This window comes from Rhizobium binae, assembly GCF_017357225.1.
Taxonomy (GTDB): domain Bacteria; phylum Pseudomonadota; class Alphaproteobacteria; order Rhizobiales; family Rhizobiaceae; genus Rhizobium; species Rhizobium binae.
The window spans coordinates 144,515-164,990 of sequence record NZ_CP071610.1 but is presented as its reverse complement, the minus strand read 5'-3'; the positions used below and the strand labels follow the sequence as shown (position 1 = coordinate 164,990).

Sequence of the window (20,476 nt, the reverse complement as noted above, 5' to 3'; positions counted from 1 at the left end):
GTTCGCCCTTAGCGTACGATTTCGGACTGCTCTTGTTCTGCCCCCAGACTACCCCGCTACCTGACTATGACCTCAACCTTGAGGATCGCGGTCACGATCAGATCTTGCACATGCGCAAGCGCAACAAGAGCCTTCCCGCGGAGAAGGATCTCGCAGCGATCGCCTAATTTTGGCAAGCGACGTACTTCGATCCGCCCATTTTTGACAAAAATATCAGCGCGCGATTCGCAGGCGATATTTGTCACAAAACCGTACTTCAATCCGCCTCTTTTGGACAAAAATGGCTGGGGCACGATGTTGAGGAGTTATCCCCGGTGGCTGTGGATATGTCGAAGTCCACCGTACTTCGGTCCACGATAACCGTACTTCGTTCTGTCGGCGCCGTACATCATTCCGTCAACTCCCGTACATCGTTCCGTCAAAACCGTACTTCAATTCCAAATCGCCTTATAAGCTACTGATATGGGAAGCTTTTTTTCCCCTAAAACTAGGATGAAACTTTTCTTTTAAAACTATCAAAACTCAGAGAAAACGCTGACGCTGACATTTTTTAAATTTTTCGGATTTTTAAAAAGGGCGTTAGCAGTGCAAGAGAACCAGATTTGTCGAAGCTCCGTATTTAGCCGACGCCAAAAATGAAGCAACCCTGGGGGCCGTCTGCCCCCAGACAGAGGATACTTGCCAAAGGGTTAGCGAAGGGCGGTTGGGTAGGTTTTGCAGAGGAAACGAGGGGTAGGTCGGCTGGGGACGCAAAACGCGTTTAAAGGGCGCCTGAACGGCGAATGCCACCACGTTTCCATGGTGGCATCTACCCTTTACGGTCATCGGCTTCCCAGCCTACCGTAGCCACAGTGAATCACGCCAGTCAGGTATTGCCAAGCGGAATTCTTTTGCCGGCCGCCATGAGGTCCTGAGAGGTTCTGATTCATGAGCACGAGCAATACACCCCAGCTGACCCGCGACGCAAAGACCGGCCGCCTTACCCAGGCGCGTGCCGAAAAGATCAGTGCTGTCGAACGTATGGTGCTCAGCCCGCGCATGCGCAAAATCCTCGCCCTGACCAAGGACCAGCCAGCCGAGGAGCGCCGCGCGCAGTTCGCTCGCAAATCCGCCTAAATATTGGTCTTTACCCAAGTTGCTGAAGGCTCAAGGGCCGACACCACGGGTCATGATCACCGACAAGCTCCGGTCCTTTGATGCCGCCACGCGCGACCTCATGCCCGGTGTCGAGCACCGGTTGCACAAAGGCCTCAATAATCGAGCGGAAATTCGCACCAGCCGACCCGGCGACGCGAAAGGACCATGAAACGCTTCAAGTCGGCACGCCAGCTTCAGCGGTTCGTTTCCATCGATGATCCGATTGCCAACCTGTTCCACTTTCCCCGCAATACGCTGTGATTGGCTCAACATCGAGACCTGCGTAACGCCGCCATGCAAATCTGGAACAAAATCGCGTGTGTCGCCGCAGCCTGACAGCCGTCCCGGCCAGCTATCGCTGCATCAATCCGCTGATAACTTTAGTTCCTACCTTGATCCATCTCAACTGGAGCATTTTTCGCTGTAGCAGGAGTAGGCCATAAGGCCCACTCCTGTCGCCCTACCAATCAGGCGTCGACTTTTTGCTTGGCAAACAAGTTATAGGTTGCTTGCAATGACTGTATTGCAAGGGTTGCCGTCTGCGAATTTTGTGCACTGTCGGCGTTGACCAAAGCGCGTCCCCCCCACCTGCCTGATCACCTTCGAGCGGAACCGCTACAGCGTGCCTGCGTCTTTTGCGAACCGGCCCGTCAGCCTGCGGATCTATCCCAAGCGGCTGGTCGTTGCGGCCGAGGGCAATATCCTCTACGAACAGACGCGGGTGATCGAGCGCAGTCACGACAAACCACCGCGAACGATTTACTGGCGGCATTGCCTTGCCGTCATCCAGCGCAAGCCCGGTGCCTTGCGCAATGGTGCGCCCTTCCTGGAATTATCGTTGGCGTTTCGGCGGTTGCAGGACCAGATGCTTCGCCGCCCCGGCGGTGATCGTGAGATGGCCGATATCCTTGCTCTCGTCCTCCATCATGACGAACAGGTCTTCCTCCGCGCTGTGGAACTGGCCCTGGATGCGGCGTGGCAACCAAAACGCATGTGCTGAACCTACTGCATCGACTGATCGACGGCAAAACCACTGATGGTCCCGATATCGACACACCACAGGCGCTGACCTGGCGATGTCACGTTGTCGGCAACTTAACGGGTGGCGGATAATACGGTTGAGATGACCTCATCGACCATCAGCTGCAAGAACCACCGATTTCCACCGCAGAATATCGCCCGTGCGGTCTGGCTGTATTTCCGGTTCCCGTTGAGCCTGCGGCTGGTCGAGGAAATGTTGCTGGAGCGCGGTATCGTCGTCTCTTACGAAACTATACCGCGATGGGGCCGCAAATTCGGGGCAGCCTAGTCAAGCAGCTGCCTAGAAAGAAGCCGTCGCGGAAAGATATCTGGCATCTGGACGAGGTCGTGATTTCCATAGGCGGCCGAAAACATTGGCTGTGGCGTGCTGTCGACCAAGACGGCTACGCTCTCGACGAGATCGTCCCGACCCGCCGCGATACCAAGGCTGCCAAGCGATTGCTGGTCAGGCTGCTGAAGAAGCAAGGTCTGTCGCCGAAGCGCATCATCACCGACAAACTGCGCTCATACGGAGCGGCAAAACGGGACGTGATGTCCGCTGTCGAACATCGATCGCACAAGGGCCTTAACATCGCGCAGAGAATTCTCACGTGCCGCTTCGAAAACGAGAGCGGATGATGCAGGGCTTTCGATCCGTCGGAGGTTTGCAACGTTTCATCTCGGTCTTTTCAGCAGTCCGAAATCTTTTCGGCGCGCCGCACCAGAGACACTCAGCCCTAGCCACCCATATTCATCGCATCCGCGCCATGGCCCAGTGGAAAGCCGTGACCGCTGCAATTGCATGAGTTTACCGACAAGCGACTTTACGGCCGTTGATCAAACAACGTGACATCGCCGGTTCATCCGCTGGACGCGACCCTTCGCCTGGCTCGAATTTGCGCAAAGAATCTCGATATTTAGCTCTGAGAGCTCACGCCCGAACTGGGTCATGCCCTGGCCACCCTTGGCATCCTTCTTCGCCACCCGAAACACCGAATGCTTGTCGGAACAAAAGGCAACGGGCGCGCCGTGATCCTTCAAATAAAGCTCCAGCGCCTCGAAATAGCTGAAGGCGCTTTCCGAGCGCACGAACCGCAACTGCATCAGCTTGCCCGTCGCATCGTCGACGAACACCAGCAGCGAGCATGGATCACCGCGGTCCTCGAACCAGCGATGCTCGGACCCGTCAATCTGCACCAACTCGCCATAGGCTTCACGCCGCAAGCGCGGCTGATGAAACGTCCGCCGCTGCTTGCGCGAGAGCCACAGGCCCGCATCCACCATCCAGCTGCGCAACGTCTCACGCGACACCCGCAACCCATCGCGCTCGGCAAGCTTCTCGGCCGCCAAGGTTGGTCCGAAGTCTGCATAGCGTTCGCGAACCAACGTCACGGCGTAATCCCGAACACCATCGCTGATCCAGTGACGGTCGGCCGATCGCCTTGTGCCGGATCGACGCCGCACCGGCCGTTCTGATCCGATCCAACAGCCGTCGCACTTGGCGTGTACTCAGATCAAGCACATGCGCCGCCAACACCATCGTCATCCGGCCGGCGATCACTTTCGATAAAATCTCGATCCGTTGCAGGTCGCGCTCGCTCATCGCTATCAGTCCCATCCGCAATCCCCACCGTCATCAAACAAGGGGAGTGTGACATTCCAACTTTGCAGAAACAGGACATTTCGACTTTGCGGTGGAGAAGCTAACCCAAGTGCATCACGCCTGTTTTGCAGAGTAGGGGATCACCTATCTTCGTGCAAATGCGCCATAAACACCTCGGTTGGCGTCCTGTATCCGAGGCATTTGCGCGGTTGATCGTTGACATGACGCGTGAGGTGGAGAAGGTCGCGTTGCGACACAACTGCCAGATCTGTGGTGACTGGCATGAAGCGTCGGATGCGCTTGTTGGTGTTCTCGACGGTCGCTTTTTGCCAAGGCGCACTTGGGTCGCAAAACCAACTGCACGCACCGATCCCTTCTTCCAAAGCCCTAAACCCGGCAAACTCGGTACCGCAATCGAATGTGAAGCTTTGGCGCGCGAACGCCGGTAAAGGAGAAAACGCTCTGATGATCTCGTCCATGATTGGGCGCGAGTGCCGGCTCGGATTCTTGATGAGAACGGTATAGTGGCTCTTGCGCTACACGAGAGTGGTGACATTGGCATGCCCGAGTGGGCGATCGAAGATGAGGAGGTCGCCCTCCCAATGGCCAAACCGTGGTCTATCTCCAACAAAATCAGGCCGTTGGGATATGCGGTCGTGGCTTAAAACGCACCGTCGCGCGGCTTCCTGGAGCGCATTGGACGACGTTTTCGGCGTGCCTCTGGTAGATACTGATAGAGACCAAGCCCATAATCTTGCTTGCTGTAGATGAAGCGATAGATTGTCTCCTTGCAAACGCGAATACGACTGAGGCCGTCCGACAGCAGGCGTCCGGCGACCAGCGAGCCTCCAACTGGTTGGTGATCTCTGTGCGCAAAGTCAAGTGGCGCCGCAGCTTTCTCAGCCGGCGAAGCGCAATTTTTGTGTCTTAGGAACTGAGCAGATCGACCTGGCTGGTGACTTCGTTGTCGCCGGGCAACGGCGAGACGATGTCAAAGCATGTGGTAGAGGGCGGCGACGTTGCCGGGCTGTTGGATCGGTTTGCGCAGTTACAACATAAGGCCGGCTCCGAACGGGAAGATCGTTTCCCATCGTCACGATCCAGGAGGCGGGACTGGACGGCTTTTGGATACATCGCGTGCTGGAAGCAAACGGGATCGAGAGTTACGTGGTCGATGCTGCTTCGATCGCTACTTCACGTCGGCGCCGGCGCGCGAAGACCGATAAGATTGATGGTGAAGCACTGGTCCGTGCACTGCTTGCGTTCAAGCGCGGCGAACCACGCGTATGCGCAATGGTCAAAGCGCCGAGCCCAGAGGACGAAGATCGGCGTCGCATTTGCCGGCTTGAAAAAGGCTGCAATCGTGGCACTAGCGCGGAAGCTCCTTATTGCGCTGTGGAAGTATGTCACCGCGGGTGTTGTCATTGAAGGCGCGGTCATGAAGTCTGCATGACGTTGGACCAAATATCGAAATCTTCCAGGACTGATCAATCCTCGCGGATCCAGGTGAGCGAACCGACTCAAAGTCTGGCTTCAGATGCCGCGCTTTAGAATGGTCCCGTTCTCCTGAGCCTAGCCGCAACGCCAGCGGGATGGTGGTGCTGCCGAACGAACGGCAACCGTATGTGAGTTTGAAAGGGCGACGGAAACGTGCCGCGTCATGCAATCTGGCTCAGACTATGGGTTCGAAACAAACATCCAAAGGAAACGTTCTATGCATCAATGATTGGTCTTGACGCAGAAATCCTCATGTGAGCTTTGAGATATGCTCGCCACCATTTATTCTGCTGCCTCCATTCGTGCCAGCGCCTTCTGCCTTTTTGCGATGACCTCCGGATCATTCATGAAGTCCGTCCGCCGGCCAGGCTTGCGGCCACGCTTCTGATAACCATTGCCCTGGCTGCCATCGGGAATACCGAACATATGATCCGTCTGGCCAGTACGGCGAGGGCCGCTCTTGCTACGCTGCTGTTCCCGCCCGGCCTGCAGCTCGGCGACGATCGACAGCACGTCGTCCAAACGCTTGTTCTCAACGACTTCGGCTCGATGCACTGAGCGTAACGTGTCGGTAGTCGAACGTGTTCTCCGATCCGGCAAAGCGCAGATGCAGCAGCTTGCCGGTGGCGTCATCGATATAGACGAGCAGGGCGCATTTGGGGCCGCGGTTTCTCGAACCACCGGTGATGCGACCCATCGATCTGCCCTTACATGCAATGTCAAAGCTGATTAGATGCGCGACGCTGTCAGCCAGTTAGAAACGCGACACCGGCTCCGCCGATCAGCCCACGATCCGACCGGCTGGGCCGGGTTGCAAGGGCGGAGCGGGGGCGGGTGAGGAGCAGCACTTCGGCTTTAGCTTTGAGATTATGAGTGCCCCATTTATTCTGCTGCCTCCATTCGTGCCAGCGCCTTCTGCCTTTTTGCGATGACCTTTGGATCATTCATGAAGTCCGTCCGCCGGCCAGGCTTGCGGCCACGCTTCTGATAACCATTGCCCTGGCTGCCATCGGGAATACCGAACATATGATCCGTCTGGCCAGTGCGGCGAGGGCCGCTCTTGCTACGCTGCTGTTCGCGCCCGGCCTGCAGCTCGGCGACGATCGACAGCACGTCGTCCAAACGTTTGTTCTCAACGACCTCGGCTCGATGGACCGATCGCAACTTGTCGAAGGTTCTGTAGGGGAGGGTGAAGTTCTCGTGCATGATCTCGAGGCGGCCATCCGGGTAGTCGCAGACAACGACCTTCTTTCCCGCCAGCGGCCTAGAAAGGTCCGTCGGATCAAGAATGAACAGCACCTTGTCGTAGCGTAGCGTCAGGGATTGCGACAGCGTGCGCACTTCCTTCCGGCACATGGCACCATCGAGGTTCTCATGGTCGGCCAGCGACCGGTGCATGTCCTTCGGATTGCGCGGTTGCTTGCCGAAACGAGAATTGAAATCCGCAATGAACTCAGGCGCATAGGCATTGGCAGCTTCGATCGTATCGATGCCGCGAAGCCGCATCTCCTTGACCAGCCGATCCTGCAGTGTCTGGTTGGCACGCTCCACCCGGCCCTTGGCCTGCGGGGTGTTGGCGCAGATGATATCGATGTTCAGCTCATAGAGCGCCCGACCGAACTGCGTCAGGCCGCTCGTGCGGTCTTTCTCCGACGCATGGGTGGAGCGAAAAACGCCGTGCTTGTCGCTGTAGAAGGCCAGCGGCTTGCCCCATTGCTGCAGATAGGCCTTCGTCGCATGCAGATAGTCGAACGTGTTCTCCGATCCGGCAAAGCGCAAATGCAAAAGCTTGCCGGTGGCGTCATCGATATAGACGAGCAGGGCGCATTTGGGGCCGCGGTTCTCGAACCACCAGTGATGCGAACCATCGATCTGCACGAGTTCGCCAAAGCAGTCGCGTCGGCCGCGCGGTTGGAAAACCCGCTTCTTTCGCTCACGCCGCGAGATCCAGATGCCGGCCTCTGTCATCCATTGCCGTAGCGTCTCCTTGGCGACCGAGATGCGATGCAGTTCGATCAGCTTCTCGCGCGCCAGCGTCGGACCGAAATCCAGATAACGTTCGCGGATCAGGTCGAGCGCCGCATTGCGAAACTCCTCGCTATGGCGCCGATTGCTCGGCTGTGATCGCTTCTTGGAAACAAGTCCGGCTGGACCATCTCGGTCATAGGCCTGCAGCAGCCGATGGACCTGACTTCGGCTAAGCCCAAGCAGTTCGCCGGCCTGGACGACGCTCAGGCGTTGGTCACGGATCTTCTGGATGACTTCGAGGCGATGCAACTCTTTCTGCGACATGGTGATCATAAAGGACATGACGACTCCGACCGCTCATGGTCTCGACCAGGCTGAAGGTCGTCATCCTTGCTCCCAACGTTGACATTGACCAGCGCGTCGAGAGGCGAGACTGTCGCATCTCTAACTGGCCCAACTGTCGCATTACTAAATAGCCCCCCTGGAGAAGCTAACCCAAGTGCATCATGCCTGTTTTGCAGGATAGGGGATCACCCATCTTCGCGCAAATGCGCCATAAATACCTCGGTCGGTGTCCTGTATCCGAGGCATTTGCGCGGCTGATCGTTGATATGGCGCGTCAGGTTGAGAAGGTCGTGTTGCGACACAACTGCCAAGTCTGTCGTGCCTGGCAGGAAACGTCGAATGCGCTTGTTGGTGTTCTCGACGGTTCCTTTTTGCCAAGGCGCACTTGGGTCGCAAAACCAACTACGCGCACCGATCCCTTCTTCCAAAGCCCTGAATCCGGCAAACTCGGTACCGCGATCAAAGGTGAAGCTTTGACGCGCGAAGGCCGGTAAAGGCGAAAACGCTCTGATGATCTTGTCCATGATCGGGCGCGAGTGCCGGCTCGGATTCTTGATGAGAACGGTATAGCGGCTCTTGCGCTCGACGAGGGAGGTGACATTGGCATGGCCGAGTGGACGTTCGAAGATGAGGAGGTCGCCCTCCCAATGCCCAAACTGCGATCTATCTCCAATAGAATCAGGACGTTGGGATATGCGGTGCGTGGCTGGAAAAACACCGTCGCGCGGCTTCCTGGAGCGGAGTGGACGACGTTTGCGGCGCGCTTCCGGTAGATACTGATAGAGACCAAGCCCATAATCTTCCTTGCTGTAGATAAAGCGATAGATTGTCTCCTTGCAAACGCGAACACGACTGAGGCCGTCCGACAGCAGGCGTCCGGCAATCTGTTCCGGAGACCAGCGAGCCTCCAACAGGTTGATGATCTGTGTTCGCAAATTCGGGTGACGCCGCAGCTTTTTCAGCCGGCGACGTCGGTCCTGCGCAATGTCGTTCGCAACCGTGCTGTAGTAGCCGTCGTAGTCCGGAAGGTCACGATCGCGAAACGTGTTGCGCTTGATCTCGCGGTAAATCGTCGAGCGGTGACGGCCAAGCTGACGGGCCATCTCGTTGACCGGAACTTTCGCCGCCACCAAGTGATGCAGGCGTCGGCGATCGGCGAGGGCAAGCTGCGTATAGCATCGGGACATGCCAAAATCTCCAAAGTGAAGCCATTGAAATCATTGGCATGTCGCACTTGGAAATAGAATGTACCCCCCTTACATGCAAAAGTGGCATAAACACAATTATGGAACTAGGACGTTTACGAGCCTTATCAGTTGCTTATCTACACCTTCCTCCACCCTACGTGGCAAGCGACATGTTGCTCGAGTATTCGCCACCGTGGCGTAGGCAATCAGGCCGCGAGGCTTTCCTAGCTTGTCCATGACACCGTCGCTGGTCGATGCAGAGCGGCTCTGCCGGTTGCGACGGGCATTGACCGGCTCGACATTGAGCCGCGATGTTATCGCGATCAGGTGCAGTGTAGAGGTTCATAGGACCTATCCGATTTCACCCGTCCTTGTCCCATCTGCCGCGCATCCGTTATTGATGCAGATCAAGAAATGCCAAAAGGCAATCTCGTGGGAAAGCAATCTTCACGAAAAGGAAAAGGCCACGCCCTGGACAGAGGGCGTGGCCCGCAGGAGCTGCCGAGGAGAGACACGGCTGGCACGTCCTCGACCAGCCAACTACTAACGGCTCGTATGCTTGTGGTCTTTGACACAAGTCAAACTGACGAGAGGATTGCCGATCTTTGCCGGATCATCCTGCTCCATGACATAGGATAAGCTACACTGATAGACCGAGCGTCAGGAGGACCTTCATGCCTCATCGTCTCCTGTCGCAATCGACGCCGGATCGACGACGTAGCTTTCGATCTCTTCGGCCTGCAGTCCGCGCGATGAATCCAGAAGCCGTCGAACCCCGGCCTCCTGGATCACGATGATGAGAAAGCATCGCCCGCTCCGCGCCTTAGCCTTTCTCTTGAGCTCGGCAAACCAGTCCAGCATGCCTGCGACATCACCGGCCGCCACCGCAGCTTTGACGTCTTGTCGCCCCCACCCGGCGACAGAGGTGATTAGCCATTTCGGGCGACCCAATTCCGATGAGTTGAAAATTGCGCGAAGATCGGTACGGATAGCGGTCAGCGCTTAAGATCGGTGAGCTGCAACGGGCATGCTTGCCTCCGAGGTAGGGTGTTTAAGCAACGTCACTTTGCCACAGTGCAGGTCGCCATCCACCTTCCTCATAGGATCTGGCGGAGCGCAAGATCGCCGCCTGTATTCCTTCGAGAGCAAACCGTGATATGATTGCTACGCCCACACTTTCTTCTCAAGCATATGCATTGCAGCGACGGCGTTGTTGCGCGGATCACCCGGCGACTGATATTGGGCTTTGGTTTTCAGTCTCCTGATCGGGGTTTTGATGATGTCGCATAAGTTCAGACCGACGGGACAAGATAGCCAAGCAGAAGTTTAAGGTGACGAATTGGGCGGCCTATAATGAAAGCCTGCGTTGCGGCGCTGATGGAGTTCGATATTGCCGTGCCTGACTTCTCCACCCTGTCGCGCCGGAGCAAAGGGCTGGCGTTGCCGTCGACAAAGTCCGGAGCCAGAGCGTCCGGTCCTGTTTATCTGGTGGTCGATAGCACGGGGTTAAAAGTCTTCGGTGAGGGCGAGTGGCTGGAAAACAAGCACACAATCAAGGTGAAACGTAAAAGATGGCGCAAGCTTCACATTGGCCTTGATCTTGCTAGCGGTGAGATTGTCTGCGCGGATCTAACCACGGATGATGTTGGCGATCCGACCGCTTTGCCAGGTCTTCTGGATCAGATTGATGGCCCAGTTGCCAAGTTTATCGGTGATGGCGCCTATGACGGAGCGCCGACCCGTGATCTTCTGGAGACGCGCTTCGGCGAGATCGTGGAGATCATTATCCCGCCTCCCAAGACAGCAGTTGAAAGTCCGCAATCGGCCGTTGAAAGTCCGCAATCGGCCGTTGAAAGTCCGCAATCGGCCGTTCAATCCAACGGTACGGGACCGCCATATCGCCGAAATCGCGAAAACAAGGGCCGGATGGCCTTGGCAGAAATCCACCGGCTATAACCAGCGCAGCCGGGTGGAGACCCAGATGGGTAGATGGAAGACCGGTCATTGGGCCAAAACTCAAAGCGAGGAATTTCGACAATCAGAACAGAAGCCAAGATCGGCATCCACGTTCTCAACCGGATGACTGAACTTGGTCGTCCAGAATTCCGGCGTGTTGTATGAAAAATCCCATGGGTGGGATTATCTCGCACAGAATCTGATCCCTGCAACACGTCCCCCTGGATGCGGGCGTGGCGACCAAGACGCATGTGCTGAATCTTCTGCACCGCCTGATCGACGGCAAGACCACCGACGGTCCCGACATCGACACGCCACATGCGCTGACCTTGCTGCGTGAACCCAAGGCAAACGTAGAGCGCTATGATGGCCTGCGCGTCCGGATAGCAGGAGGCCGCAATGCGTCATGATCCTGCCAGCGCCGCCGTCGTCATCATGCTGCGTAGCCTGAAGATGTATGGCATGGCCCAAGCGGTCACGGACCTGATCGAGCAAGGTGCTCCAGCCTTTGATGCGGCCGTACCCATCCTATCCCAACTGCTGAAAGCCGAGATGGCCGAGTGCGAGGTTCGCTCGATCGCCTACCACATGAAGGCGGCTCGCTTCCCGGCCTACAAAGACATCTCCGGATACGACTTCGCCGCCAGCGAAATCAACGAAGCGACGGTGCGCCAATTGCACCGGTGCGAGTTCATGGACGGAGCGCAGAATATCGTGCTCGTCGGTGGGCCGGGAACAGCAAAGACACATGTCGCGACAGCCCTCGGCATCCAGGCCATCGAGCATCACCGCCGAAAAGTCCGCTTCTTCTCGACGATCGAATTGGTCAACGCTCTCGAACAGGAGAAGGCTAAAGGCAAGGCAGGTCAGATTGCCGAAACGCTGGTCCGCCTCGACCTACTGATCCTGGACGAATTGGGCTACCTTCCGTTCAGTGTCTCAGGCCGAGCGCTGCTCTTCCACCTGTTGAGCAAGACACGCTGCTCGCTTCCAAAGAAACATCAATTCCGGCAAAGTACTCCATGGCTGTTCCTCGCTTGATGTTTGGGGCCGACCAGCTCGGACCCCGTCTCAACATCGTCATTCTGAGGGACAGCCACCAATCTGGCTACATTCTCGGAAGCGTCGGCCCATTACAGCATCTAGTGGGTGAGGAACCGGTCGCTCGACGGCGGAGCACCCGGATCGCATGCTTGCGATGATAGCCGGTAGACTAGCGAGCGCGATTCAGTGCCGTAGAGACACTACCGCTCCTTAGTAATAGCTATGCGAAGAATTCCTAAATCAACAATAACTTGAATATAATCGGGATCCTCTATAATCTCGATGCCGACCATGACTCCGGTAATCCAATGGGTATCAAAGAACACTTCTGCTTCTCCAAGTATTTTAGTCACACTGTGCACCGGTCGCCGGAGGCGACGGCTGCAGCAGTATCCACTGCGACGTCCACGGATGTATCCCTGCTTGCGCTTCTATCGTCGCTTGGCTCGACCGCGTTGCCGCGAGGCGGAATGACGATAGCCGCCGCGCTATGATCGATGACTGCGTCGTATGTAGGTTTTCCATCACAGGCACCGTCGGCTGTGAACTGTCCGATCAGACCGCCAATCTGGTCGAGGAGTGGCGCAACTTGAGAGACATCGCCAGCATCCTGATCCGTCAGGGTATGGGCAACGATCTCGCCGCTATCGGCATCCAGTGCCAGATGCAGCTTTTGCCAACCTCGGCGGGATCTGGCTCCATGCTTCTCCTCCAGCCACTGGCCCGCGCCGTAAACCTGCAGGCCGGTGCTGTCCACCAGAACATTTAACGGTCCGGCAGGTGGAACCTGATTTCCGGGCCGCTTCCCGGCAGATCGCCATGCGCGCGCCCGACGGCTCAGCGTGGTGTGATCGGGAACGGCAAGCGCTAAGCCCATCAATTGCAGCACCGATTCCAACAAGCCTTCTGCCTGGCTCAGAACGCTAAACGTTTCGTGCACCAACGCCCCATTTCACCCCTTCGATTATGCATTGGCTGCAACGAGGAAGGTTCTGACGCGGTTCAGTTCACCGCCGACAGTGGAGAGTCCTTCCCGCAGCGTCTTCCCGATCGAGTTTGGACCAAAGACCGTCGGAGGGTTGTCCAGCATCTGGACGACATCGTTTTCGTCGAGGTGTTGGAGGAGTGCTTCGAAGACTGCTTCGGCGCGCTCGATCACGTCAAAATTTACTCCGCCTCCTTGCTCAACGAGGTCAGCAAATTCGTCCGAAACCACATCCTTGATCTCCTGAAAAAGCTCAACGACAGGCTCCCAGGTTCCACCGCGGGCTTGCTCATTGTACGTCTCGATCTTGCTCTTCGTCTCCTCCCAATGCACGAGTGCTGCATCGAGGTCTGCTCGCCATTTATTTTCAATGGTCCGAACGATTGCGTCGAAATCTTCAAGCTTGTCGCTCTTGCTGAGGCCAAGCAGGGCAATCAACTGATCATCGTTGCCGAGGCGCTGCTCTACCACGGCCATAAGGCGCTCGAAAACCTCACGCCTGCCAGCTGACTGGCTTGGCCATTGTGATGAGACCATCATGGTGATTCTGTCGGAGTTCGAGTTTTCCAAATGATAGGGAAGCCGTCGCGCTTGAGCAGCGGCCTTGGTCATTCGGAATAGGGTTTCCACAACCTCTCCTTTCTCAACGGGGTGTCTCCCAACGTGGTCCAAGTCAACCCCACCTATCATGAACGCCTCGCGCTCAACGCCATCGCCGGAACCATCCGTCTTCACCGCGTCGCCATCGGGCGCCTCGTCCACATACTGAAGATTTCTCCGATGGTCGTCGTAGGCCAGCATCAATAGCAGCCGGCAGGTGAAATTGTGTAAGGCATCCTCCTGCTCTTCCAACGGCGTGGCGGCCAACATAGCCTTGAGCCAATCATCGATTTTATTTGTCAAGGGGCCGAGCTCAGCGGTTTGCAATGACCCCGTTTGCCGACTGATACGAATGGAGTGGCTTGCTATTGCCTCTGCCGAAATGGCAACGACTTCCTTCAGCCCTTCCGGCAAAGCTTCTTCAGCACCTTCCTCGGGGTTCGCTTCGGCGACCTCCTGATTGTCTGACGGCAGCTCATCGGCGTTCGCCTGAGCCGCTATCTCAAATCGATTGAGGTCTTCTTCATTCAGGAGTTCAGCTTCCTGTAGATCCGGAAGGCTTACTCTCAGGTCTTTGAAATAACGCCTCATATTTGTCTTAACCGCCATAAATTTGGCCATACCTCCTTTGGCAAGCCGTACGACAATGATGCCCTCTTTGTTCATTCTCCCTGTGCCGGACCTCAGAAATTTAAAGTCATCGGGCTCTTGAACACCTTTGACAGTTTTATAATGCATATCCTCCAATGCTCTCCGCAGGCTCGTCAGGCCTTTTTTCCGCACCAAAACCACTGGCTTCTTATCGCCGGCGATGACGATGGTGCCAACAGCAAAGCAGAATTCGAGTCCTTCTTTGGCTTGAGTGCTCCTGATCACGGACAAGAAGCGCTGGGCCATTTGCGAACTGTGTACTTGGCTCATTGTATGTCTCCATTTTGGTTGGCGTAGTTTCAATTTCGCTGAAAGATGGACGTAGTGTGGCCTTTCCCTAGCCCGAGCCAGCGACGACGTCGATCAAAGAGATCGCCCCTCAGGCAAGTGGAAGCCCCTATCGGGTTTCTCCGCGACCCGATGGTAAGCCTATCCCGTCCACCGGCATTGATCTTTGGCAACTTCCGACTGCAGCCTCACTCGGATCAATGGCAGTTTTCCGTTAGAGTTGTGGACATCGGAATTGCGATAAGAGGCTGCGAGATAGCGGGTTGATCAGGTTGTCGGATTGCAGGATGAATGTCGCCCATCGGCGGCCAGCCTCCATCCGCACGTAAATGCGGTCGGAGTCTGCTTGGGGAAGCGTTTTCCCCTTATCCAATAGCCGGAGCAACGCCCAGGGCCCCACCTCAGAAAGCGCCGTACGGTCGAAGGCGTCGAAAGTAACTGAAGCGCCACCGACGCCACCATCCGTGGGCCAGTGGAAACGCACAGGTTTGTATGCTCCTCGGCGCTGCGTGAGTTGCTGGCCGTCGATCTCGACCCCCACCTCGTCGGTCCACGGATCGGTGTCAGCGACAGTTAGCAGGAAGTCAAAGGACGGCTGATTGCCGCCATCCTTGAACATGGAGTCCCCAATTGCAGCCGCTCGTTTGAACTGCGCCAAGGCATCTCGGTTAATTTGTATATCGGCATTTCCCGTCGACTGAAACTTCCACGACCCCTCGGAACGATCAACAATGCTCGCCAAGTGCTCTGAGAAAAATGCGTCTATTATGCCATGTCGGCGAAACAGCCGAGCGAAATCTCCCAAAGGAATATCGCGACGGGATCCGCGTGCGAAGGGGTACCGTCCCGCGGTCGCGCGTCGACACAAATCACCAGCACCAACCGTCCACATCTTCGCGAGACGGCGTTTTGTGTCGCCGATCGAGAGTTTCGAGCTTAGGTGGCCCACGCCACCAACCCACTGCTGGATGGGTGGCGGCAAATTGGCTGCTCCGGCTTCAATTTTGCGGATGGCGACAGTGGTTTGATCACCCTTCTCAAGCGCCGGGCTCTGCACATCGCTGAGCGACTGATAGAGAGTGCTAAGGTCGCGGATTGCGCTGTCGATCGGCGCTTGGGCGCCCGCCGGGCTGTTTGGCGCCACATCGACAAGCTGGTGCAACCAGTGGAAATGCTCATCGGTATAGAGCCGGGGTTGGCTTTCTGGATCGCGGGAGACAATCCTCGGATGGAAGAGTGCCTGGAGGTCGCTTCGCCAAGGCTCCCCCTGGGCAGTGCTGTTACCTTTAGTCGGCGTTTCGGGTGCCGGTGGTTCGCCGAGCTTGGTCTCGCGTGCCGCTGCGGCGAGGAACAAACGCATAGGCGACGTCGGCGCGGAAAGGGCATTCAACGTTCGCAGCATGTCGTCAACACTTGCGATCGAACGGATGGAGATGTCGTTAATGAGTTGATCCCAATAAAACGCAAAATCCTGAAAGTAGAGATCCAAAGCCGCCTCTTGCAGCTTCTGACTCGCTTTATCGCCCGGAGTGATCACCTGATCACCGAGCACCCAACCTTCTGCAACAACCGCATCTGCTATCCGTGGCAAAAGTTGCAGGACAGGGCCATAGAACCCGGCTCGGGTGTAAATGCCTGCGACCCCAGTGTTGAGCGGTTGTCCTGATTTGCGGATCAGGACGTCCTCCGCCGTCGGTCCAGCGTGGTCGGATAGACGCCATGTTGGTAATTGGATGGCCTGAGGAGTGGTTGTGATGATGTTGAGGACTCGGCGGGATAGTGAGATGGTCCTGAGCTTCGCGCGGGTCTTTTCAATTAAATGGCTGTCGAGACCAATATTTAACCGAGGGTTCTCACAAAGAGCATCTAGGTGTTCGGCCAACGCGTGGCGAAGGCTGGCATCGGCCTCAGTTGGAAACTGCACTTGCCAGTCTAGGGTCATCCAGTCTTTGACGGCCTTGGGCTCAAAAGGACCTTGTCCCCCAAGCATCAAATATATTTTCAGCGCTTGATAAAGGAAAGGAGGATCATCCTGTCGTTCCGCCAGTAGTGTTTCCAGTCGCAAAATCAGACGCGGCAGCAAGATCGTTTCAAGACCACGACCGTAGGCCGCACGGGTTTGAATGCGGATCTCTTTGCTCTTGTCAAACTCAATTCTTTGGAGGGGATGGCTCGATCTGATGCCTTCATCATAGTCGGTCCTCATGTCGCGCAGTCGCTTGATCAGCGGCAAGACCCGTCGAAGATCGCTATTGTCCACCACGTCGATCCTGAGCTTCTCCGCCTCCTGGGCATAGCTACTCAGCGGTTGACGAACCCTTTCGATCATATGGACTTCGCGGGCGAGGCTGACGATCGAGAAGACGGACACAACGACCACAAGTGCGCTGATCATCGCGCAGAGGCAATATCGACGCCAACGCTGACGCCGTTCGGCATGGGGGTGGGTCTCGACAAGCCCAACGTCGGCGATAACTCGTTCTCGAAGCAAACGAGCAATAAAATAACTACGCTTCTGGTCCGGCGAAATAGGTCTGGCCGGCTCAGTGATACCGAAAGTCCGCGAGGTCGCCGTCACGACGCGGTCAATCGGCGTGCCCACCTGCGTCCCGCTCACGAAGTAGACGCCCCGGAGCATGATCGGATCCTCGAACGAATTGGGAGCGAAGACTTCCTCCAGAAAGTTTTGTGACGGATGCTTCAGACTTGCGACCTGCTGTGGGAATCGGAACACAAGTGCGCGACGTTGAATATCGCTCTCTTGGTGTATCCGTTCGAGCAGCCTGTCGTTGAGACGCCCAACGAGTGCATCATATTCCGTTGCGTAACTTTCCATCGGATTGCTTTCCCTCTCCGATGGCACCTGAGCGAGGGTGAATCCCCAAGCGGCTTCACGCCCCTCGCCTCCGAGGTCGTCAAAGAATTCGTTAAATCCAGCAATCAGGTCGCTCTTGGTGAGTAGCACATAGATCGGCAGTCGCACTCCGAGTTCTCTGTAAAGCTCAAGAATCCGTTGTCGGATACATCCGGCATGATGGAGGAACTCGTCCTCGGATAACGAACTCAGCTCGTTGATCGCGATTGATACCAACACCCCGTTCAGTGGCTGTCGGCGGCGTGTGCGGCTGAGCAGTCGAAGGAAGCCATGCCAGACCTCTTTGCTCTGGTCAGGATTGGGCTCGTGGACTATGTAGTGTCCCGGAGTATCGATGAGCACGGCATGGTCGGTGAACCACCAATCACAATTTCGCGCTTCTTTGACCTTGCTCGCGGATTTCCGGCTGAGTCTTTGTGCCAGAGGGAAACCGAGGCCCGAATTAGCAATCGCGGTGGTTTTTCCAGACCGGGGCGCACCGATAATTGCGTACCATGGAAATTTATAGAGCCACCGCCTGTCGAGGACGCCGTCACGACGGAGACCCTTGAGCGTGGTACGGGCTTCACGGAAACGAGCTGACATCGTCTCCAACTCTGCTCTCGTAGCGGCGTTGGCGGGCGTTTTCCCCGAGTTGGAAGAAGAAGATCCCGCGCCGTCCTCCTTTTGTTTTACCCCATGGCCGTCCAGCATACCGGACACTCGGTCAAGGAAAAAGTCTTCGAAGTTGCCTTGGATCATATAGATCACGACATACGCGATGGGAATCAACGTTGACGCCAGGAGCTGCTCGCTGAGGGTGTCAAATGGGCCGATGCCACCAAATGAGAGGTTCCGTCCAAACAGAAAGATTCCTGCAATTACGAGACCAACTAGTCCGATATGAAGCCATTTTGACTGAAGCGCTTTGTTTATTGACTGCATGATCTAATTCTCAATTTGACTTTCGGATTATGATTTCGATCCGCCGGTTCTTGGCGCGCCCTTCTCGCGTCGCATTGGAAGCGATCGGTTCACCGCTGCCCCTGCCCTGTTCTCTCACCTGCCCGGGTTCTCTCATTGTTGATTTGATCGTCTCACCCGCTGCTTTGGCACGCGCCAGAGAGAGATCTTTGTTGGAAGGATAGACAAGAGATTGGATTGGCACCGAATCGGTGTGTCCGGTTAAAATAACTGGCCCCGGCTGCTCGTTCAGTGCTCGACCAATCCGCAGAAAAAGCGGCACGAATGATACATTCACGATCGAACTTGCCGGGTCGAACATCCCGGAGCCGCGGATGGTAACTAAAATCTGTTGCGCATCCTCGGTGACAGTGACGGACCCATCGCGGATCTCAGTCTCTAGAAAATGACGTAGTCTATTGCTGTCAGTAGCACCTGTGGCTTTTGTGGTGGCCCTCACCATCCTTACTGCACCGCTCGGTGGCAGAGCGGCGAGCTCCGCGAGGACCACATCAGAACGGTTGGCGAATATGTACTGGAGCCCCCCATAAAGCGATAGGACGGAGGTTACGCCGAATGCGGCGATGGCCCACGTGGGAACGAATCGGCGAAGCGGTCTACGCGCGTCTGCGCGTTCTTTCCGGCGCGGGGATATGTCACCCTCGAAGTCACCCCGCGCTGCTCGGATCAGGCGGTACGCATCCTCGCACAGCAGGCTGAGTTCGGACGCACCTCTAGCAGCCACCCGGAAGCGGCCTTCGAAGCCAATCCGCATGCAGTAGTAGAGCAACTCCAGCAATTCGATATTGATTGCCGGGCCCCTTTTTAAGCGCTCCAGAAGGTCGAAGAATCGGTCCCCGCCCCAGGTCTCGCCGAACAACGTCCCGACCATACTCCGCGTTGTCCATATGCTCTGGTTACCCCACGCGGTATTCAGAACGATGTCGTCAATAGTAGCGCAGAGAGCATATTTGCTAATCTTGATCGCCCCTGCCGGTAGTCTAAGCTGTACTATCCGGCGATCGAACACATCAATCTCTCGCAAGACCTGCAGCCGAAGCTCCTCGACATTCTTATGTTCCGTATTGCTCTTGAGTTGAGCACAAAGGCTCAGCAGCGCTGCAGCGGCCGCGACAAGTGGATTGAGCCTGTGGAGCGTTAGCGATTCCCAGAACTGTTGGTCTATCGCTGGCGACGTCAAGGCCGAGGGCTCAGGGGCGGCGGCAGACTCGGGGGGACTTGATACGGTTTCTTCAGTCAACACGGCTGTGATCCCTTTGAACCTTCACCGCAACCGGTGGTTCTTTCTGGGTTGGCGTGCCCACGCGGGGCGACGATCCAACGTCGGCGGCAAAGCTCCGAAGGATGTCACTCTCGATGTCCGAGACGACATCATTGAAGACACGACAGTACTCATCCCAAAGTCTGGCCTTCCCCCTGCCACTCCAGAGCCAACTGGTCCGCACAACCGACGCCTCGATCGCTGCCGGGCAGAGTCGTTCGCGGACGCTCAGTAGAGGTTTCAGCAGTGAGGTAAGCATGAAAGCCTCATGCGCATTGATGTCAGCTAAGGCTGGCTCGACGCCGATGTCCCCTTGAAGGAGTGGCGAAGCGTCGGAGCACAGAGCCGCCTGCAACGCCTTCCTGGCGCCCGCCATGACTTCTAGGCGGCCTCCAACGGGCTGCTTGGTCACCGTGCACCCGGCGGCGGCTTCGCATGGCGAGAACGTGGTGCCGAGACCGGCGGCGGAATTCAGTAGCGTCAGCTCCGCACGGTCCGTAACGGCTAAAACATCGCCTTGTTCAATAGCTGCTGAAGATAGACCACAGGCGGCAGGTAAGGCCGCTACGGCCACATGTTTTTCGTCGCCACAACCGACCTTCCCAACCGCCTGTGTTATCCTTAGTTCTGTCGCGAGATCCCAATCGTCTGGAATGGTCTCAACCGATTGCCTCGGGTGAACGAAGACACACGCATGGTCCGGGATATGATCTGAGAGAATGTCCGCCTGCCGGATATCTACGCTGGCTAGCGATTGGCATTGTTTTACATCCAAAAACGGCGGAAGATTACAGTCTCGATCGAGCAGCTCCCCGAGTCGCGTAACCCTGCAAACAGACAGCTCAGAAGCCACTTCGACGACGTCCACCAACCTCGACTCATCAAGGGAGCCTCCAATGTGCCAACAGGGCTCGCTAACATGCTCTCTTGAAAAAGCGTCGATATTGATCGTGTAGCAGCCGGTTCGAGTGACATCACTGCCACTCAAGGTAGTTGACACCTCCGACGGCAGCGGTTTCGCCTGGCCGTTCAGAAATACGCTGTTGTCGTTGGGCTTGATCATTGCGAATCCTATCCGCTCGCTCGATCGCGCAGC

The 20,476-nt window shown here is 56.5% G+C and carries 9 protein-coding genes and 12 pseudogenes; 8 read left to right on the top strand and 13 right to left on the bottom strand.

The genetic code is table 11. The features are described from left to right. Positions 1 to 56: 56 nt before the first annotated feature. Entirely contained in the window at positions 57 to 260 is a 204-nt protein-coding gene (locus tag J2J99_RS32625; RefSeq protein ID WP_168301655.1) for a hypothetical protein, read from the bottom strand. 667 nt (positions 261 to 927) lie between these two features. On the opposite strand from J2J99_RS32625, the gene J2J99_RS32620 reads away from it, so the two are divergent. The 4 genes and pseudogenes from J2J99_RS32620 to J2J99_RS32605 all read left to right on the top strand — a co-directional run bounded on the left by J2J99_RS32620 (position 928) and on the right by J2J99_RS32605 (position 2,963). Then, a complete protein-coding gene (locus J2J99_RS32620) occupies positions 928 to 1,116 on the top strand; it encodes a hypothetical protein (RefSeq protein ID WP_138396830.1) in 189 nt (62 codons plus the stop codon). A 10-nt stretch (positions 1,117 to 1,126) separates the two neighbouring features. Then, positions 1,127 to 1,473 (top strand): annotated as a pseudogene (locus J2J99_RS32615) (DDE-type integrase/transposase/recombinase); the annotation flags it as partial. Positions 1,474 to 1,708: 235 nt separating this feature from the next. Next, a pseudogene (locus J2J99_RS32610) lies at positions 1,709 to 2,250 on the top strand (Mu transposase domain-containing protein); the annotation flags it as partial. Beyond that, positions 2,214 to 2,963, top strand: a pseudogene (locus J2J99_RS32605) (IS6 family transposase). The pseudogenes J2J99_RS32610 and J2J99_RS32605, both read left to right, overlap by 37 nt. 49 nt (positions 2,964 to 3,012) lie before the next feature. Here the strand turns inward: J2J99_RS32605 and J2J99_RS32600 are convergent. Both J2J99_RS32600 and J2J99_RS32595 read right to left on the bottom strand, forming a co-directional pair. Then, positions 3,013 to 3,775: pseudogene (locus tag J2J99_RS32600) on the bottom strand (ISNCY family transposase); the annotation flags it as partial. Between the two features lie 125 nt (positions 3,776 to 3,900). Next, positions 3,901 to 4,669, bottom strand: a pseudogene (locus J2J99_RS32595) (IS30 family transposase); the annotation flags it as partial. Between the two features lie 25 nt (positions 4,670 to 4,694). On the opposite strand from J2J99_RS32595, the pseudogene J2J99_RS32590 reads away from it, so the two are divergent. Next, positions 4,695 to 5,113, top strand: a pseudogene (locus J2J99_RS32590) (transposase); the annotation flags it as partial. A gap of 426 nt (positions 5,114 to 5,539) precedes the next feature. Here the strand turns inward: J2J99_RS32590 and J2J99_RS32585 are convergent. The 5 genes and pseudogenes from J2J99_RS32585 to J2J99_RS34420 form a co-directional block, all read right to left on the bottom strand. Next, positions 5,540 to 5,860, bottom strand: a pseudogene (locus tag J2J99_RS32585) (ISNCY family transposase); the annotation flags it as partial. Further along, positions 5,829 to 5,961 (bottom strand): annotated as a pseudogene (locus tag J2J99_RS32580) (ISNCY family transposase); the annotation flags it as partial. The pseudogenes J2J99_RS32585 and J2J99_RS32580, both read right to left, overlap by 32 nt. Before the next feature lie 178 nt (positions 5,962 to 6,139). Further along, positions 6,140 to 7,567, bottom strand: a complete 1,428-nt coding sequence (locus J2J99_RS32575; RefSeq protein WP_017956550.1) for an ISNCY family transposase — start codon at positions 7,565 to 7,567, stop codon at positions 6,140 to 6,142. A gap of 188 nt (positions 7,568 to 7,755) precedes the next feature. Next, positions 7,756 to 8,757, bottom strand: coding sequence for an IS30 family transposase (locus tag J2J99_RS32570; protein WP_168302442.1), 1,002 nt, complete (start codon positions 8,755 to 8,757; stop codon positions 7,756 to 7,758). Positions 8,758 to 9,447: 690 nt separating this feature from the next. After that, positions 9,448 to 9,756: pseudogene (locus tag J2J99_RS34420) on the bottom strand (IS110 family transposase); the annotation flags it as partial. A 354-nt stretch (positions 9,757 to 10,110) separates the two neighbouring features. On the opposite strand from J2J99_RS34420, the gene J2J99_RS32560 reads away from it, so the two are divergent. The 3 genes and pseudogenes from J2J99_RS32560 to J2J99_RS32550 all read left to right on the top strand — a co-directional run. Next, the gene (locus J2J99_RS32560; RefSeq protein ID WP_246763178.1) at positions 10,111 to 10,713 is read left to right on the top strand and encodes a transposase; all 603 of its coding nucleotides are present in this window, start codon (positions 10,111 to 10,113) and stop codon (positions 10,711 to 10,713) included. Between the two features lie 221 nt (positions 10,714 to 10,934). Then, positions 10,935 to 11,123 (top strand): annotated as a pseudogene (locus J2J99_RS32555) (IS21 family transposase); the annotation flags it as partial. Continuing rightward, positions 11,113 to 11,688 (top strand): annotated as a pseudogene (locus J2J99_RS32550) (ATP-binding protein); the annotation flags it as partial. The pseudogenes J2J99_RS32555 and J2J99_RS32550, both read left to right, overlap by 11 nt. Positions 11,689 to 12,172: 484 nt before the next feature. Here J2J99_RS32550 and J2J99_RS32545 read toward each other — a convergent pair. From J2J99_RS32545 to J2J99_RS32525, 5 genes and pseudogenes are all read right to left on the bottom strand, one after another. Next, positions 12,173 to 12,676, bottom strand: a pseudogene (locus tag J2J99_RS32545) (transposase); the annotation flags it as partial. A 45-nt stretch (positions 12,677 to 12,721) separates the two neighbouring features. Next, complete coding sequence (locus tag J2J99_RS32540) at positions 12,722 to 14,263, bottom strand: hypothetical protein (RefSeq protein WP_168301617.1); 1,542 nt, start codon at positions 14,261 to 14,263, stop codon at positions 12,722 to 12,724. A gap of 232 nt (positions 14,264 to 14,495) precedes the next feature. Beyond that, positions 14,496 to 18,080, bottom strand: a complete 3,585-nt coding sequence (gene tssM / locus J2J99_RS32535; protein ID WP_168301616.1) for a type VI secretion system membrane subunit TssM — start codon at positions 18,078 to 18,080, stop codon at positions 14,496 to 14,498. A 10-nt stretch (positions 18,081 to 18,090) separates the two neighbouring features. Beyond that, positions 18,091 to 19,299 (bottom strand): type IVB secretion system protein IcmH/DotU, encoded by a 1,209-nt coding sequence (gene icmH / locus J2J99_RS32530; protein WP_281410855.1) that lies wholly within the window; start codon positions 19,297 to 19,299, stop codon positions 18,091 to 18,093. Positions 19,300 to 19,351: 52 nt separating this feature from the next. Then, the gene (locus J2J99_RS32525) at positions 19,352 to 20,443 is read right to left on the bottom strand and encodes a type VI secretion system-associated FHA domain protein (protein ID WP_168301615.1); all 1,092 of its coding nucleotides are present in this window, start codon (positions 20,441 to 20,443) and stop codon (positions 19,352 to 19,354) included. Between the last annotated feature and the right edge of the window lie 33 nt (positions 20,444 to 20,476).